This is a genomic window from Pseudomonas saponiphila, assembly GCF_900105185.1.
GTDB lineage: Bacteria > Pseudomonadota > Gammaproteobacteria > Pseudomonadales > Pseudomonadaceae > Aquipseudomonas > Aquipseudomonas saponiphila.
This window is the reverse complement of record NZ_FNTJ01000001.1, coordinates 2,874,981-2,890,051: the sequence shown is the minus strand read 5'-3', so window position 1 is coordinate 2,890,051 and position 15,071 is coordinate 2,874,981. Positions and strand designations below refer to the sequence as shown.

Annotated in this window: 12 protein-coding genes and 3 pseudogenes; 10 read left to right on the top strand and 5 right to left on the bottom strand. The window is 65.7% G+C overall.

The genetic code is table 11. The features are described from left to right. Positions 1-29: 29 nt before the first annotated feature. The 7 genes and pseudogenes from BLV47_RS13560 to BLV47_RS13530 form a co-directional block, all read left to right on the top strand. Complete coding sequence (locus BLV47_RS13560; protein ID WP_092314310.1) at positions 30-1,046, top strand: LacI family DNA-binding transcriptional regulator; 1,017 nt, start codon at positions 30-32, stop codon at positions 1,044-1,046. 65 nt (positions 1,047-1,111) lie between these two features. Further along, positions 1,112-1,894: a sugar phosphate isomerase/epimerase family protein gene (locus tag BLV47_RS13555; protein WP_092314308.1), complete on the top strand. Its 783-nt coding sequence runs from the start codon at positions 1,112-1,114 to the stop codon at positions 1,892-1,894. Continuing rightward, entirely contained in the window at positions 1,887-2,849 is a 963-nt protein-coding gene (locus tag BLV47_RS13550) for a sugar kinase (RefSeq protein WP_092314306.1), read from the top strand. Before BLV47_RS13555 ends, BLV47_RS13550 begins: the two co-directional genes overlap by 8 nt. Positions 2,850-3,003: 154 nt before the next feature. Next, positions 3,004-4,299, top strand: coding sequence for an MFS transporter (locus BLV47_RS13545; protein WP_092314304.1), 1,296 nt, complete (start codon positions 3,004-3,006; stop codon positions 4,297-4,299). Between the two features lie 19 nt (positions 4,300-4,318). Continuing rightward, positions 4,319-5,314 (top strand): 2-hydroxyacid dehydrogenase, encoded by a 996-nt coding sequence (locus BLV47_RS13540; protein WP_092314302.1) that lies wholly within the window; start codon positions 4,319-4,321, stop codon positions 5,312-5,314. A 213-nt stretch (positions 5,315-5,527) separates the two neighbouring features. Continuing rightward, positions 5,528-5,824, top strand: coding sequence for a transposase (locus BLV47_RS13535; protein ID WP_092308884.1), 297 nt, complete (start codon positions 5,528-5,530; stop codon positions 5,822-5,824). 169 nt (positions 5,825-5,993) lie between these two features. Further along, positions 5,994-6,653 (top strand): annotated as a pseudogene (locus tag BLV47_RS13530) (IS3 family transposase); the annotation flags it as partial. 268 nt (positions 6,654-6,921) lie between these two features. Here BLV47_RS13530 and BLV47_RS13525 read toward each other — a convergent pair. The 3 genes and pseudogenes from BLV47_RS13525 to BLV47_RS37005 form a co-directional block, all read right to left on the bottom strand. Further along, positions 6,922-8,139: a pyridoxal phosphate-dependent aminotransferase gene (locus BLV47_RS13525; RefSeq protein WP_092314298.1), complete on the bottom strand. Its 1,218-nt coding sequence runs from the start codon at positions 8,137-8,139 to the stop codon at positions 6,922-6,924. Between the two features lie 85 nt (positions 8,140-8,224). Continuing rightward, positions 8,225-8,824: pseudogene (locus BLV47_RS37010) on the bottom strand (methyl-accepting chemotaxis protein); the annotation flags it as partial. A 306-nt stretch (positions 8,825-9,130) separates the two neighbouring features. Further along, a pseudogene (locus tag BLV47_RS37005) lies at positions 9,131-9,850 on the bottom strand (MCP four helix bundle domain-containing protein); the annotation flags it as partial. A 368-nt stretch (positions 9,851-10,218) separates the two neighbouring features. Between BLV47_RS37005 and hpaB the strand changes: the two are divergent. Next, the gene (gene hpaB / locus BLV47_RS13515) at positions 10,219-11,781 is read left to right on the top strand and encodes a 4-hydroxyphenylacetate 3-monooxygenase, oxygenase component (RefSeq protein WP_092314294.1); all 1,563 of its coding nucleotides are present in this window, start codon (positions 10,219-10,221) and stop codon (positions 11,779-11,781) included. Positions 11,782-11,984: 203 nt separating this feature from the next. Next, positions 11,985-12,497, top strand: a complete 513-nt coding sequence (gene hpaC, locus BLV47_RS13510; RefSeq protein WP_092314292.1) for a 4-hydroxyphenylacetate 3-monooxygenase, reductase component — start codon at positions 11,985-11,987, stop codon at positions 12,495-12,497. An 85-nt stretch (positions 12,498-12,582) separates the two neighbouring features. Here the strand turns inward: hpaC and BLV47_RS13505 are convergent, their stop codons facing one another. Then, positions 12,583-12,927 (bottom strand): VOC family protein, encoded by a 345-nt coding sequence (locus BLV47_RS13505; protein ID WP_092314290.1) that lies wholly within the window; start codon positions 12,925-12,927, stop codon positions 12,583-12,585. A gap of 92 nt (positions 12,928-13,019) precedes the next feature. Next, on the bottom strand, positions 13,020-13,862 hold the full coding sequence (locus BLV47_RS13500; RefSeq protein ID WP_167365660.1) for an AraC family transcriptional regulator: 843 nt from the start codon (positions 13,860-13,862) through the stop codon (positions 13,020-13,022). A gap of 213 nt (positions 13,863-14,075) precedes the next feature. Between BLV47_RS13500 and BLV47_RS13495 the strand changes: the two genes are divergently transcribed. Next, complete coding sequence (locus BLV47_RS13495) at positions 14,076-15,053, top strand: helix-turn-helix transcriptional regulator (protein WP_092314288.1); 978 nt, start codon at positions 14,076-14,078, stop codon at positions 15,051-15,053. Positions 15,054-15,071 lie beyond the last annotated feature (18 nt).

Here is a 15,071-nt window from a genome sequence, read left to right as displayed (position 1 = left end):
CGATAATTCCAAGAATAAGGTCCGCACCCTTGAATCCGTTTTCCGCCGCCCAGCGCAATCGCGTCACCATGCTCGATGTCGCCCGTCATGCCGGGGTCTCCAAGGCCAGTGTGTCGCGCTTCATCGGCGACGACCGCGCCCTGCTCTCCGATGCCACCGCCCTGCGCATCGAGCAAGCCATCAACGACCTGGGCTACCGCCCGAACCAGATGGCCCGCGGCCTCAAGCGCGGGCGCACCCGCCTGATCGGCATGCTGGTGGCGGATATCCGCAACCCCTATTCGATTGCCGTGATGCACGGCGTGGAAACCGCCTGCCGCCAGCACGGCTACAGCCTGGTGGTGTGCAACACCGACCGCGACGATGCACAGGAAGCCCGACACCTGGCCAACCTGCGGGCCTACAACATCGAAGGCCTGATCGTGAATACCCTGGGCCACCACCTGGAGCAACTGCAGCAATTGCAGCAGGAACTGCCCCTGGTGCTGGTGGACCGCAAGCTTGCCTCCCTGCACGCCGATCTGGTGGGCCTGGACAACCCGGCGGCGGTACACACTGCCATCGAGCACCTGGACCACCAGGGCTACCGCGACCTGCTGCTGGTCAGCGAACCCCATGACGGCACCAGCTCGCGGCTCGAACGCAGCGCCGCGTTCCAGGCCGAGATTACCCGGCGCCCGGCCTTGCGCGGCCAGTCACTGGAAACCGGCGAGGCCCTGGCCCACCACCTGAAGAACTTTCTCGACACCCCCGGTCCCGGGCCCAAGGCGCTGTTCTGCGCCAACGGCGTGGCGACCCTGGCGGCGACCCGCGCCCTGCGCGAACTGCAGTGCCCGCTGTTCGAGGACATCGGCCTGATCGGTCTCGACGACCTGGACTGGTACCCCCTGGTGGGCAGCGGCATCACGGCCCTGGCCCAGCCTACCGCCGCCATCGGCGCCAGCGCCTTCGACTGTCTGCTCAAGCGCCTGCAGGGCGACGCCGCAGCGCCGCGGGTGATGGATTTCCCGGCGCAGTTGATCGTCCGCGGCTCCACCGTGTTGTAACGGCGGCGCAGGCGCCACGAGTTTTTTAACGAACAAAAATGAAACCGGTTTCAGAGGTCAGAAACATGCAGCGATCACCCGTTTCCATCAGTCTGTCCAGCTACGGCGCGGACCTTGTGCGTGAGCACGGTCAGGCGCATTTCATCCCCTTGGTGGCCGCCGCCGGCGCGTCCTGGATTGAATGGCGCGAAGAGCTGCTGAGCGACGAAAACCCCGCGCAGCTGGCGCAAAGCGCCGAGCAACATGGCCTGGAAAGCGTATTTTCCTCGCCCCTGGAGCTGTGGCAGGCCGAACGCCGCGAACCCAATCTGGAACTCGCCGCCACCTTGCAACGGGCCCGGGCGTTCGGCGCCCGCGACCTCAAGGTGTCCCTCGGCCACTTCAACGCGCATCACGACCTGCACAGCCTCGGCCGCCTGCTGGCGGCGCAGCCGGTGCGGCTGCTGGTGGAGAACGACCAGACCGATCACGGGGGGCGCATCGAACCCTTCCAGCGCTTTTTCAGCGCCGTGCAAGGGCTGGACCTGCCGCTGCGCATGACCTTCGATATCGGCAACTGGCAATGGCAGGCGCAATCGGCCCTCGATGCCGCGCGCCTGCTGGGCCGGCATGTGGCCTACGTGCATTGCAAGGCCGTGCGCCTGCGCACCGACGGCAAGCGGGTGGCCATAGCGCCGGACGCCCCGGAACTGCGGCAATGGGAACACCTGCTGCGGCACATGACTCAAGGCATTACCCGGGCCGTGGAATACCCGCTGCAAGGCGCCGACCTGCTGGCGCTCACCAGCGAACAGGTCAAGCTGCTGGCGCACCTTGGCCAATCGCGACTGGAGCCTGCCCATGTCTGAGATCGATATCCTGTCCTTCGGTGAAACCATGGCGATGTTCGTCGCCGAACACAGCGGCGATCTGGCCCAGGTCGAGCACTTTCACAAGCGCATCGCCGGGGCCGACAGCAATGTCGCCATCGGCCTGTCGCGCCTGGGCTTCAAGGTGGCGTGGCTGAGCCGGGTCGGCAACGATTCACTGGGGCGCTTCGTGCTCGACACCCTCGAAGCCGAGGGCCTGGACTGCCGCTTCGTGCGCCGCGACCCGCTGCACCCTACCGGCTTTCAGCTCAAGTCCCGGGAAGAAACCGGCGACGACCCGCGAGTCGAGTACTTCCGCCGCGGCTCGGCGGCCAGCCACCTGAGTCTCGACGACCTGGCCCCGGCCCTGCTCCAGGCCCGTCACCTGCACGCCACCGGCATTCCCCCGGCCCTCTCGGACTCGGCCCGGGAGCTGTCGGGCCACCTGATGCAGACCCTGCGCGCCAGCGGCCGCAGCGTGTCGTTCGATCCCAACCTGCGTCCCGGCCTGTGGGCCAGCGAAGCGCTGATGATCCGCGAGATCAACCGCCTCGCGGCCCTGGCCCACTGGGTGCTGCCGGGCCTCGGCGAGGGCCGCCTGCTCACCGGCCGTGACGACCCGGCGGACATTGCCGCGTTCTACCTGGACCAGGGCGCCGAAGCCGTGGTGATCAAGCTCGGCGCCCATGGCGCCTACTACCGCACCCACCTGGACGCCGGCTTCGTCGACGGCGTGCCGGTGTCCCAGGTGGTGGACACCGTCGGTGCCGGCGATGCCTTCGCCGTGGGCCTGATCAGCGCCCTGCTGGAAAGCCGCAGCGTGATCGAAGCGGTGCAGCGCGCCAACTGGGTCGGCAGCCGCGCGATACAGAGCCGTGGCGACATGGAAGGCCTGCCCCGACGCCACGAACTGCCGGACCAGGCACCGCCCCTTAAAACCGCCTGCGCCCTGTAGGAGCTGGCTTGCCAGCGAAGGGGCCCACCAGGGCGATGCAAGGCTCGAGGGCCTCTTCGCCGGCAAGCCGGCTCCTACACACCGGCATTGCGCATCCGAACGAAAACCCAGAACCACCTGTTGCGACAAAAACAACAAGCTCAGGAGAACTTTCATGGACAACCTCAAACTCGCCGCCCGCCGCTGGTGGTACATCATGCCGATGGTCTTCATCACCTACAGCCTGGCCTACCTGGACCGCGCCAACTATGGCTTCGCCGCCGCCTCCGGGATGGCCGAGGACTTGCAGATCACCCCCGGGCTGTCATCGCTTTTGGGGGCGCTGTTCTTCCTCGGCTATTTCTTCTTCCAGGTGCCGGGGGCGATCTACGCGCAAAAACGCAGCGTGAAGAAGCTGATCTTCGTCAGCCTGATCCTCTGGGGCGGCCTGGCCACCCTCACCGGGATCGTGTCCAACGCCTACACGCTGATCGCCATCCGCTTTCTGCTCGGGGTGGTGGAAGCGGCGGTGATGCCGGCGATGCTGGTGTACCTGTGCCACTGGTTCACCCGGGCCGAACGCTCCCGGGCCAATACCTTCCTGATCCTCGGCAACCCGGTGACCATGCTCTGGATGTCGGTGGTTTCGGGCTACCTGGTGCAACACTTCAGCTGGCGCTGGATGTTCATCGTCGAAGGCTTGCCGGCCGTGCTCTGGGCCTTTATCTGGTGGCGCCTGGCCGATGACCGGCCCAGCCAGGCCCAGTGGCTCGGCGCCCAGGAGAAACAGGACCTGGAAAGCGCCCTGACCGCCGAACAGCAAGGCATCAAGGCAGTGAAGAACTACGCCGAGGCGTTCCGCTCGCCCAAGGTGATCATCCTTGCCCTGCAGTTCTTCTGCTGGAGCATCGGGGTCTACGGTTTTGTCCTGTGGCTGCCGTCGATCCTCAAGCACGGCGCGCAGATGGACATGGTCGAAGCCGGCTGGCTCTCGGCCCTGCCCTACCTGGCGGCGGTGATCGCCATGCTCGCGGTGTCCTGGGGTTCGGACCGGACCCAGAAGCGCAAGCGCTTCGTCTGGCCGCCGCTGCTGGTGGCCGCCCTCGCCTTCTACGCCTCCTACCTGCTGGGCGCCGAGCACTTCTGGTGGTCCTACGGCCTGCTGGTGATCGCCGGGGCCTGCATGTACGCGCCCTATGGGCCGTTCTTCGCCATCGTTCCGGAGATTCTCCCGGCCAACGTGGCCGGTGGCGCCATGGCCCTGATCAACAGCATGGGCGCCCTGGGCTCCTTCGGCGGCTCCTACCTGGTGGGCTACCTGAACAGCGCCACCGGCTCCCCCGGGGCCTCCTACCTGCTGATGAGCGGCGCGCTGCTGCTCTCGGTGCTGCTGACCCTGCTGCTGGCACCCGGCGCCGGCGCGCCCCGGGCCAAGGGCCTGCCCCTGCCGCGCCGCCTGGCCCATTCCTGAATCGCCACAGAGAACCGACATGAAAAAACACCTGGTGCTGTACAAGAAACTCTCGCCGTCGCTGATGGCGCGCCTGCAGGAACAGACCGTGGTCACCTTGATCGAAGACCTGGGCCCCGCCGGCCTCAAGGCCCTGCGCCAGGCCCTGCCCAGCGCCGACGGGCTGCTGGGCGCGAGCCTGCGCCTGGACGCCGAACTGCTGGACCTGGCACCGCGCCTGCAGGCGGTGGCCAGTGTCTCGGTGGGGGTCGACAACTACGACATCGACTACCTGACCCGGCGCGGCATCCTGCTCAGCAACACCCCCGACGTGCTCACCGAAACCACCGCCGACACCGGCTTCGCGCTGATCCTGGCGACCGCCCGGCGGGTGGTGGAACTGGCCAACCTGGTGCGCGCCGGGCAATGGCAGCGCAACATCGGTCCGCTGCATTTCGGCAGCGACGTGCACGGCAAGACCCTGGGCATCATCGGCATGGGCCGGATTGGCGAGGCGTTGGCCCAGCGCGGGCATTTCGGCTTCGGCATGCCGGTGATCTACCACAGCAACAGCCCCAAGCCGGCGGTGGAGCAACGCTTCAACGCCCGCTACCGGAGCCTGGAGCAACTGCTGCAAGAGGCCGACTTCATCTGCCTGACCCTGCCCTTGACCGAGAAGACCCAGGGGCTGATCGGCCGCCGCGAACTGGCTCTGATGCGCCCGGAGAGCATCTTCATCAATATTTCCCGGGGCAAGGTGGTGGACGAAGCGGCGCTGATCGAAGCCTTGCAGGCCCGACGGATCCGCGGCGCCGGGCTGGACGTGTTCGAGCGCGAACCGCTGGCTCCGGACTCAGCGCTGCTGCAACTGCCCAACGTGGTGGCCACTCCGCACATGGGCTCGGCCACCCACGAAACCCGTGAAGCCATGGCCCGCTGCGCGGTGGACAACCTGCTGGCGGCCCTGTCCGGGCAGCGCCCGCCCAACCTGGTCAACAGCGCCGCCTGGGACCTCAGGACACGACAGGCCGGTTAACGAATCGCCACCACCACAGCGCCCCTGACGACCGTAGGAGCTGGCTTGCCAGCGAAGGCGTTCACCTGGGCGATGCAAGACTTGATGGCCTCTTCGCCGGCAAGCCGGCTCCTACGGAAATATCGTGCGGTGCCAGGGCGACCGTAGGAGCTGGCTTGTTGTGGCTCAATATTCCTGGACCACTCTGTAGGAGTTTCAACCTAAGGAAGCATCATGGGATTTCGGGTTGTTAGCGCTGAAGAAAAGGCTGAAGCCATTCGCTTGGTCGTGGAAATGAATTACTCGGTGCCTAAGGCATGTGAGCAAACCGGGGTTGGACCTACAGCCCTGCGACGCTGGGTCGCCAGATGGCGCAAGGAGCATGAAGGAGCCTTGCTGCCCACACGCCCTCAGGACCAGGAACTGATTGATTCACTGCAGGCCAGGCTCGCCTTGCTGGAAGCCGAGAATAGCGTCCTAAAAAAGCAATTGCCCTCTCATCTGAAGGTGCTGTTCAGCCGAATCAAATGATCGAGGGTTTGAAAGGACAGCTCTCCATTCGGCACTGCTGCCGACTTCTGGGCGTGCCTCGCAGCAGCTATTACGCCAAGCCCGTGGCTCGGTCTGAACCTGGGGTCGAGCGGCGACTGGAAAAGACCATTCGGCAACTGCACCGGGAGCATCGAGGTGCCCTGGGCGCCCGGGGATTTGCCAGAGAGCTCAAAAACAGGGCGTAGCGGTTGGGCGCCATCGTATGGGCCGTCTGATGAAAAACCTTGGACTGGTCAGGCGACGAGCCCGTTACGCTCACTATCGTCGGACCGGAAAGCCCAGCAATACCGCAGCCAATGTCCTCGATCGTCGCTTTAATCCTGCATCACCCAATACGTTTTGGGCCGGAGACATCACTTACATTCGCGTCGGTGGAAGCTGGCTGTACCTGGCAATCGTGATGGATTTGTTTTCACGTCGGATCGTCGGCTGGGCCTTTTCCAGGACCGCCGATGCCGAGCTGTCGCTCAAGGCGTTGCGGCTGGCTGTTGGCATACGTCGGCCTGGTTCAGCGCTGGTATTCCACTCGGACCAGGGCTGCCAATACACCGCGGATCGCTTTGTCGAATACCTGGCTGAAAAGCAGATCGTGCAGAGCATGAGTCGACGCGCAAACTGCTGGGACAACGCGGTGGTGGAGCGTTATTTCCGGACACTGAAACACGATTGGTCGCCTGAAAATGGCTACCAGAATCATTTTGAGGCGCAGAAGGATGTGATGGATTTCATTGCCCATTACAACCATCGGCGTTGCCACAGCGCCTCGAACGATCTGCCGCCCGCCGCTTTTGAAAGGCTGGCGGCCTAATGCTCCTACAGAGTGGTCCAAAAAAACTGGACCACTACAAGCCGGCTCCTACGGAAATATCGTGCGGTGCCGGGGCGACCGTAGGAGCTGGCTTGCCAGCGAAGGCGTTCACCAGGGCGATGCAAGACCTGATGGCCGCTTCGCCGGCAAGCCGGCTCCTACGGAAATATCGTGCGGTGCCAGGGCGACCGTAGAAGCTGGCTTGCCAGCGAAGGCGTTCACCAGGGCGATGCAGGACTTGATGGCCTCTTCGCCGGCAAGCCGGCTCCTACAAGAGGCTACGGGGTACGGGTGGCGGGTTGGGGGGGCGGCGTTCGAGGAGTTCGCCGGTGCAAAGGGCAATGCGCCGGCAGGCTTCAGTCAGGCGCTCGCAGTCCAGCACCAGGCCGATGCGGATGTGCCCCGCGGCACTGGGGCCGAAGGCTTCGCCGGCCAGCACCGAGACACCGTGGCCCTCCAGCAGGCAGTCGGCGAAGGATTGGGCGTCCAGCCCGGTGCTGCGCACGTCCACCATGACGAACATGCCGCCATCCGGGCGGATCGGGGTCAGGCCCGGGCACTGGCTCAGCAGCGAACACACCAGATCCCGGCGCCGCCGGTACTCTTCGCGCATCTGCGCCACCTCCGGCAGGTCGCGGTCCAGGGCCACCACCGCCGCGTTCTGCACAAAATCCGGCAGGCCGTAGAGCATGCACAGGGACAGATTGCTCAGGTGCCCGGCCAGGGTCGGCGGGGCAATCACCCAGCCCACCCGCCAACCGCTCATGGCGTGGGACTTGGACAGGCTGTTGATGGTGGCGGTGCGCTCGCCCATGCGCGGCAGGCTGCCCGGGCTGAAGTGCCGGCCCTCGTACAGCAGGTCACAGTAGACCTCGTCGGAAATCAGCCACAGATCGTGGGCAAAGCACAGCCGCGCCAGGGCTTGCCAGTCTTCCAGGGACAGGCTGGCGCCCGAGGGGTTGTTGGGGCTGTTGAGCAGCATGGCCCGGGTGCGCGGGGTGATCCGCGCCGCCACTTCCCGCGGATCAACGCGAAACCCCTGCTCGGCCCGCACCGGCACCGGCACGATGCGCGCCGCGCAGGCACCGAACACGCCCTGGTAGGTGACGTACATGGGCTCGGCTACCAGCACCTCATCCCCGGGATTGAGCAGGCACTGGGCCACGGAGAACACCGCGCATTGCGCCCCGGGCAGTACCACCACGTGTTCGGCGTCGACGATCTGCCCGCTGCGCTGATGATGGTGCCGGGCAATGCAGCTGCGCAGCGCCAGATTGCCGCGCACGTCCGAATAATGGGTGTCCCCGGCCAGCAGGCTGTCGATCGCCGCCTGGACCACCGGCCTGGGGGTGTCGAAGTCCGGGTCGCCGATGGTCAGCAGCAACACGTCCCTGCCCTGCTCGCGCAGGGCCAGGGCCCGGTAATGGATGTTCCAGGCCGCGGAACCTTCACCGGCAATCCGTTGGGTCAGGGCTGAGTAGCGCATCGCTTTCTCCATGAAAGATGCCTCAGGCAAAACCCTAGGTGCTGCCGGGCCGCTCGTCGAGTGCCCGGACCCACCGTTCGTGCCCCTAGATCACGAAACGCCCGACCATGGTGTTGAGATCCACCGCCAGGCGCGACAGTTCATGGCTGGCGGCGCTGGTCTGGTCGGCGCCGGCCGCCGACTGGGTGGCCAGGTCACGGATGTTCACCAGATTGCGGTCCACCTCACGGGACACCTGGGCCTGCTCTTCCGAAGCGCTGGCGATCACCAGGTTGCGCTCATTGATCTGGTTGATCGATTCGGCGATCTGCTCCAGGGACTCGCCGGCGGCGCGGGCCAGTTGCAGGGTGCTCTGGGTGCGCTGGTTGCTCTGCTGCATGGACTCCACGGCCTCGCCGGTGCCGTTCTGGATGCCGGCCACCATCTTCTCGATTTCCTGGGTCGACTGGGCGGTGCGATGGGCCAGGGCCCGCACCTCGTCGGCCACCACCGCGAAGCCGCGCCCGGCCTCGCCGGCCCGGGCCGCCTCGATGGCAGCGTTGAGGGCCAGCAGGTTGGTCTGCTCGGCGATGGCGCGGATCACGTCCAGCACCTTGCCGATGTCCCGACCCTGGGCCGCCAGCCCTTCGATCATCAGCGCAGTGCCCTGCACGTCCTGGGCCATGGTCTGGATCGCCTCGACGGTCTGCACCACCCGATCCCGACCTTCGCGGGCAGCCTGGGTCGAATGCTGGGAAGCCTCGGAAGTGGACACTGCGTTGCGCGCCACCTCCTCCACCGCCGCAGTCATTTCATTGACCGCGGTGGCCGCTTGCTCGATCTCGGTGTTCTGCTGCTGCACCCCACGGGAAGCTTCTTCGGTGACCGCGCTGAGTTCCTCCGAGGCCGAGGCCAGCTGGGTCGCCGAGCCGGCGATCTGTTCGATGGTCCGGCGCAGGCTGGCCTGCATCTCGGACAAGGCACGCAGCAGCCGCGCCGGTTCGTCCTTGCCGTCGACCTCGATGACCTGCCGCAGGTTGCCACCGGCAATGACCTCGGCGGCGTTCAGCGCCTTGTTCAGCGGGGTGACGATGCTGCGGGTCAGCAACAGCGCCAGGACGATGGTCAGCAAGGCGGCGATCACCGCGACGATGACGATCCCGGTGATGGCCCCGCTGTAGTGCTCGCCGGCGGCCTGGGACGCGCTCCTGGCCCCGGCGGCGTTGATGGCGATGAGCTTGTTCAACTGCTCGCCCATCTGGTCGGTGCCGTCCTTGATCCGGGTGTTGATCAGGTTGCGCAGCTCATCCAGCTTGTCCTGGCGCGAGAGTTCGAGCATTTCCTTCTGCGCCTGCAGGTAGTTTTCCAGGGTCAGGGCGAAGGCCTTGTAGAGCTCCGCCTCCTCCGCAACCATGGGCAACGCCGCATAACCGGACTGGGCCTGGCGGACCTTGTCCACCAGCGCGCCGATGCGCGTCTGGGCTTCGGCCAGGCCCGCAGGGTCGCGGTTGACCAGCACCCGGAACGAGAGAATCCGCAGGCGCAGCACGTTCTCGGTGAGGTTGCCGAGAAAGCCGACGCTGGGCAGCTGGTTGCTTTCCATGTCGACCGAGGCTTCACGGATGACCGACATGCGATTGATGGCGAACACCCCCAGCACTACGACCAGCAAGGCAATGAAGGCAAAACCGAGGAAAGCACGGGGGGCGATATTCAGGTTACGCAAGGACATAGGGCGACTCTCGAAGGAGAACGGGGCGACGTGCATCCATGCCAATGACCGTCAGGCGCGTCAGGTGCTGCACCGACGAGGGACACCACGGGACCTAAGCTCGTGGACCTGTAAGAGATATCGGCCGAACTTGAGCTTTTATATGGCTGACTCGCAAAAATATTTCCAAATATGACAAATGTTTCAGGCTTGATACGGCGCAGCTCGAAGTGAATCGATAAAGCAGCAAAGTGCCATCACTCGGCGCCTGCCAGCGGTCGCCAGAGGGGCCATGGAAAGTGCAACTCATTCGCCGGAAAAGCCATTTTTTCAGCGCCGGCGCCTGCCCATCATGGGCCCAGTCCATAAAAACAATGCCGAGACTGGATATGAAACCTGAAGACTTTCGTGCCGCAACCGACCGCCCGCTGACCGGTGCCGAATACCTGGCCAGCCTGCGCGACGACCGTGAAATCTACATCTATGGCGACCGGGTCAAGGACGTCACCACCCACCCGGCCTTCCGCAACTCGGCGGCCTCCATGGCGCGCCTGTATGACGCCCTGCACGACCCCGCCACCCACGAGCAACTGTGCTGGGACACCGACACCGGCAATGGCGGCTACACCCACAAGTTCTTCCGCTCGGCGAAAAGCCCCGACGAACTGCGCCAGCAACGCGACGCCATCGCCGAGTGGTCGCGCCTGACCTACGGCTGGATGGGCCGCAGCCCCGACTACAAGGCCGCCTTCGGCAGCGCCCTGGGGGCCAACCCGGAGTTCTACGGGCGCTTCGCAGACAACGCCCGCACCTGGTACAAGCGCATCCAGGAAGCCTGCCTGTACCTCAACCACGCCATCGTCAACCCGCCCATCGACCGCGACAAACCGGTGGATCAGGTCAAGGACGTGTTCATCTCGGTGGATGAGGAAGTCGACGGCGGAATCATCGTCAGCGGCGCCAAGGTGGTGGCCACCAACTCGGCCCTGACCCACTACAACTTCGTCGGCCAGGGCTCGGCCCAGTTGCTCGGGGACAACACCGACTTCGCCCTGATGTTCATCGCGCCGATGAATACCCGCGGCATGAAGCTGATCTGCCGCCCGTCCTACGAGCTGCAGGCGGGCATGACCGGATCGCCCTTCGACTACCCGCTGTCCAGCCGCTTCGATGAGAACGACGCGATCCTGATCATGGACAAGGTGTTCATCCCCTGGGAAAACGTGCTGATCTACCGCGATTTCGAGCGCTGCCGCCAGTGGTTCCCCCAGGGCGGTTTCGGCCGGCTGTTCCCGATGCAGGGCTGCACCCGGCTGGCGGTCAAGCTGGACTTCATCAGCGGGCTGCTGGTCAAGGCCCTGCAATGCACCGGCTCCCTGGAGTTTCGCGGGGTCCAGGCGCAAGTGGGCGAAGTGCTGGCCTGGCGCAACCTGTTCTGGTCGCTGACCGACGCCATGCACGGCAACGCCAGCGAATGGCTGAACGGCGCCTACCTGCCCAGTGCCCAGGCGCTGCAGGCGTACCGAGTCCTGGCGCCCCAGGCCTACACCGACATCAAGAAGATCATCGAGCAAGTGGTGGCCAGCGGCCTGATCTACCTGCCCTCCGGCTCCCGCGACCTCAAGGACCCGCTGCTCAACCAATACCTGAGCACCTACTGCCGGGGTTCCGGCGGCATGGGCCACGAAGAGCGGATCAAGATCCTCAAATTGCTCTGGGACGCCATCGGCACCGAGTTCGGCGGCCGCCACGAGCTGTACGAGATCAACTACGCCGGCAGCCAGGACGAGATCCGCATGCAGTGCCTGCGTCACGCCCAGGCCAGCGGCTCGATGAAGGCCATGACCGACCTGGTGGACAAGTGCCTGGGGGACTACGACCTCGACGGCTGGACCGTGCCGCACCTGAGCAACCCCGACGACATCAACATGCTCGACCGCATCCGCCAATAGCCACGCAGCCGGCGTGTGTAGGAACTAGCTCATGTAGGAGCGGGCTTGTGTAGGAGCTGGCTTGCCAGCGAAGACGCCCGCCAAAGCACCACACCCCCCCAGGCCCGCTTCGCCGGCAAGCCGGCTCCTACAGGTCAAGCTCGCCGTCAGCCCCGCGTTGGCAGCCAGACACCCGGCTGCCCTGCGCCCACGAGGAATTCGTCATGCCTGTACTCGATCCCAAGCAACTGGCCTTTCGCAACGCCATGGCCCACATGACCGCTGCGGTCAACGTCATTACCAGCAACGGCCCCGCCGGCCGCTGCGGCATCACCGCCACCGCGGTCTGCTCGGTCACCGACAGCCCGCCGACCCTGATGGTCTGCGTCAACCGCAGCAGTGCCCTGAACCCGGTGTTCAAGGGCAACGGCCAGCTGTGCGTCAACGTCCTGGGCGGCGAACACGAAGAGGTCGCCCGGCATTTTGCCGGCATGACCGGGGTGGCCATGGACCAGCGCTTTGGCCTGCATCCCTGGCGCGACGGCCGGCAGGCCCTGCCGGTGCTGGAGGGGGCCCTGGCCAGCCTCCAGGGGCGCATCACCGAGGTCCAGGAAATCGGCACCCATTCGGTGATGCTGGTGGAGCTGGATGAAATCAGCGTGCGCGAGCAAGGCGACTCGCTGGTGTATTTCAGCCGCTGTTTCCACCGCCTGCAGCACCCCCGCCCGGCCGCCTGACTGATCTGGCTTGCCGGCCGTGGGCAAGACCTGGTGCTGGCCTGACGTCACTGCGCCTGGCCGCTACCGAAGTGGCCACGGCGCTTCACGAAGGGTCCGGCTGCTGTAGTCCGAAACACACCCCCTGGGGATCGTGGCACAGGCAGAACCGGCCGAAGCCGGGCTCGTGCTCGCTGAGCGCGCCCGCCTGGCCACCCAGGGCCCGGACCTGCAAGACACTGCCGGCCAGATCCTCGACCTGGAAGTACAGGACCATGCGCGCCGCGGGGTCGTCGCCGTGTACCCCGACGCTGAACGACGGCGCCTGCAACCAAGCGTTGTGCTCCGCCCCCAGCGGCTGCGGCGACCAGCCGAACAGCTGCTGAAAGAACACCAGCGCCCGATCACCATCGAACACGCCAATTTCCACATGAGACAGTCGACCTGACATACATCCTCCACATTCACCGAGACAGAGTCGCCAGTGTCCGCCTAGGGTCGGGGCAGGGTCTTGAACAAAACTGACCTGGGACGCGATGGGCTCTAGCCCTCCAGCAACGACGCCGGCTTGCCCGGGATCGTCGCCCAGCCGCCCCGGGCATAGGCGCCCGGGGAACAGCCGGCGAATGCCTGGAACTCGCGGCTGAAGTGGCTCTGGTCGCTGTAGCCGCACAGCATCGCCACGTGCACCAGCTCCAGCGCCGGTCGCGATTCCAGCAACTGCTGGGCGCGGGCAAAGCGCAGGTGCCGGGCGCAGGCCTTCGGTCCTTGCCCCAGATGGGCCTTGAAACGACTGGCGAAATGCCGCCCGCTGCAGCCGGCCCGCTCGCTCAGATGGTGGATCGGGATACAGCCACCACTACGCTGCAGTTCCTCCCAGGCCAGGCGCACCATCGGCGGCACGTCACGGCGCGAGTTCTGCAGACGCTCGACAAGAAAGCTTTCGACCCGCAGCAATCGACTGGTCCAGCAAGGGTTTTCTTCCAGCGCCTCGACCAACAAGCCAACCGCCGCGCCCCACAGTTCCGGCAAATCCAGCCAAGGGCTGGCAAGCACTTGGCTATCGCCCTGAAACAGGCGGTACGCGGCCCAGGGCGGCAGCTCCACCTCGATGCATGAATGCACACCGCTCTGCTCGACGATCACCGGAGCGGCCGGGCGGCTCACCACGAACGCCTGGCAGCGCTGCTCGCGCCCATTGGCGGCGAGCCCGTAGGGGGACGCCAGGCCGATCACCAGCTTGACCTGTGGCTGTGCGACCTCAAGCCGTTGCACGCTGCCCGGCAGCGTTTCGCTGAAGCCGCACAAGCGCGCCCCCCAGGGCCGCAGCCTGACCGCATCAAACCCGCTGACGCAGTGCGAAACGGAAAAAGGCAGCCTCGGCATCGAACTCACTCCCAATGGGAATCCCGGATTCACCCGCTCAAGCATAGCGACCCGCGCCGCTGGGCCATGGGCCACCTCCTGCATCTGTAGGATGGCGGCCACCGCCCCAGCCATCGATACTCGTCCCAGGCCCTGCCCACGTCCCCCAGGCGTACGGTCCTCAACCACTTCCGTGACGAAAACAATAACAACGTCGCACAGAGGTACAGCCCCATGAACCGACCCGATCACGCTCCGGCCAGCCTGTTGCAGGCCTTCAGCGAGCTGACCCTGGACTTGCAGCAACTGGCGCAGCACAAGGACATCGAAAGCCTTCCCCCCCATGCCCTGGCGCGCATCGGCAAACTCTTGCCCTTCGACAGCGCCTGGTGGGGTCGCGCCGCCCTGGTGGATGGCCTGCCGGATGAGCACAGCTGCTACCTGTACCGCCTGCCGCCGAGCTACCTGCCGGACTGGCAATCGATCCGCCACACCGATGTCACCGTGCACCGGGTGCACGAGGTGCCGGGCCGGGCGGTGATCGTCGACATGGCCGACCCGGACAACGGCGCCGGCCTCAACTGGCTGGGCCGCCAATACCACATCGGCGAACTGCTGTGCGTGGTGCACATCGACCCCCACACCCAGCTGAACAACCACCTGGCCCTGTACCGCGCCCCGGGGGCCCCGCGCTTCAACCAGGACGACTGCCAGTTGCTGAACAACCTGATGCTGCACCTGGTGGCGGCGGTGTCGGCCAATCAGATCCGCACCCTGGTGGCGATGCGCGAACGGCTCAGTCGCCCGCGCAACCTGGCCCTGGCGGTGTGCGACCAGCGCGGGGTACTGCAGTGCGCCGAACGGGGGTTTGTCGACCTGCTACTCAATGAATGGCCGCGCTGGAACGGTCCGCAATTGCCCATGGCGTTGGACAGCAACGGCTTCGAGGGCAAGCGCCTGCAGATCGACTGCTCCGCCGTGGGCGACCTGTACCTGCTGGCGGCCCGCAGCCGCGCCCTGCTACCCAAGCTCAGCCCCCGGGAAAACGCCGTCGCCCAGTGCTTCGGCGACGGCAAGACCTACAAGGAAGTGGCCCGGGACCTGGGCATATCGCCCAACACCGTGCGCCATCACATCCGCGCCATCTACAGCAAGCTCGGCGTCAAGGACAAGGCGCGCATCGCCCAGTTGCTCCACGCCCCGCCCGACTGATCCAGACCGCTGATCCGC

Coding starts and splice junctions, on each gene's coding strand:
- BLV47_RS13555 (WP_092314308.1), top strand. CDS start 1,112: ATGCAGCGATCACCCGTTTCCATCAGTCTGTCCAGCTACGGCGCGGAC.
- BLV47_RS13550 (WP_092314306.1), top strand. CDS start 1,887: ATGTCTGAGATCGATATCCTGTCCTTCGGTGAAACCATGGCGATGTTC.
- BLV47_RS13545 (WP_092314304.1), top strand. CDS start 3,004: ATGGACAACCTCAAACTCGCCGCCCGCCGCTGGTGGTACATCATGCCG.
- BLV47_RS13540 (WP_092314302.1), top strand. CDS start 4,319: ATGAAAAAACACCTGGTGCTGTACAAGAAACTCTCGCCGTCGCTGATG.
- BLV47_RS13535 (WP_092308884.1), top strand. CDS start 5,528: ATGGGATTTCGGGTTGTTAGCGCTGAAGAAAAGGCTGAAGCCATTCGC.
- BLV47_RS13525 (WP_092314298.1), bottom strand. CDS start 8,139: ATGCGCTACTCAGCCCTGACCCAACGGATTGCCGGTGAAGGTTCCGCG.
- hpaB (WP_092314294.1), top strand. CDS start 10,219: ATGAAACCTGAAGACTTTCGTGCCGCAACCGACCGCCCGCTGACCGGT.
- hpaC (WP_092314292.1), top strand. CDS start 11,985: ATGCCTGTACTCGATCCCAAGCAACTGGCCTTTCGCAACGCCATGGCC.
- BLV47_RS13505 (WP_092314290.1), bottom strand. CDS start 12,927: ATGTCAGGTCGACTGTCTCATGTGGAAATTGGCGTGTTCGATGGTGAT.
- BLV47_RS13500 (WP_167365660.1), bottom strand. CDS start 13,862: ATGCCGAGGCTGCCTTTTTCCGTTTCGCACTGCGTCAGCGGGTTTGAT.
- BLV47_RS13495 (WP_092314288.1), top strand. CDS start 14,076: ATGAACCGACCCGATCACGCTCCGGCCAGCCTGTTGCAGGCCTTCAGC.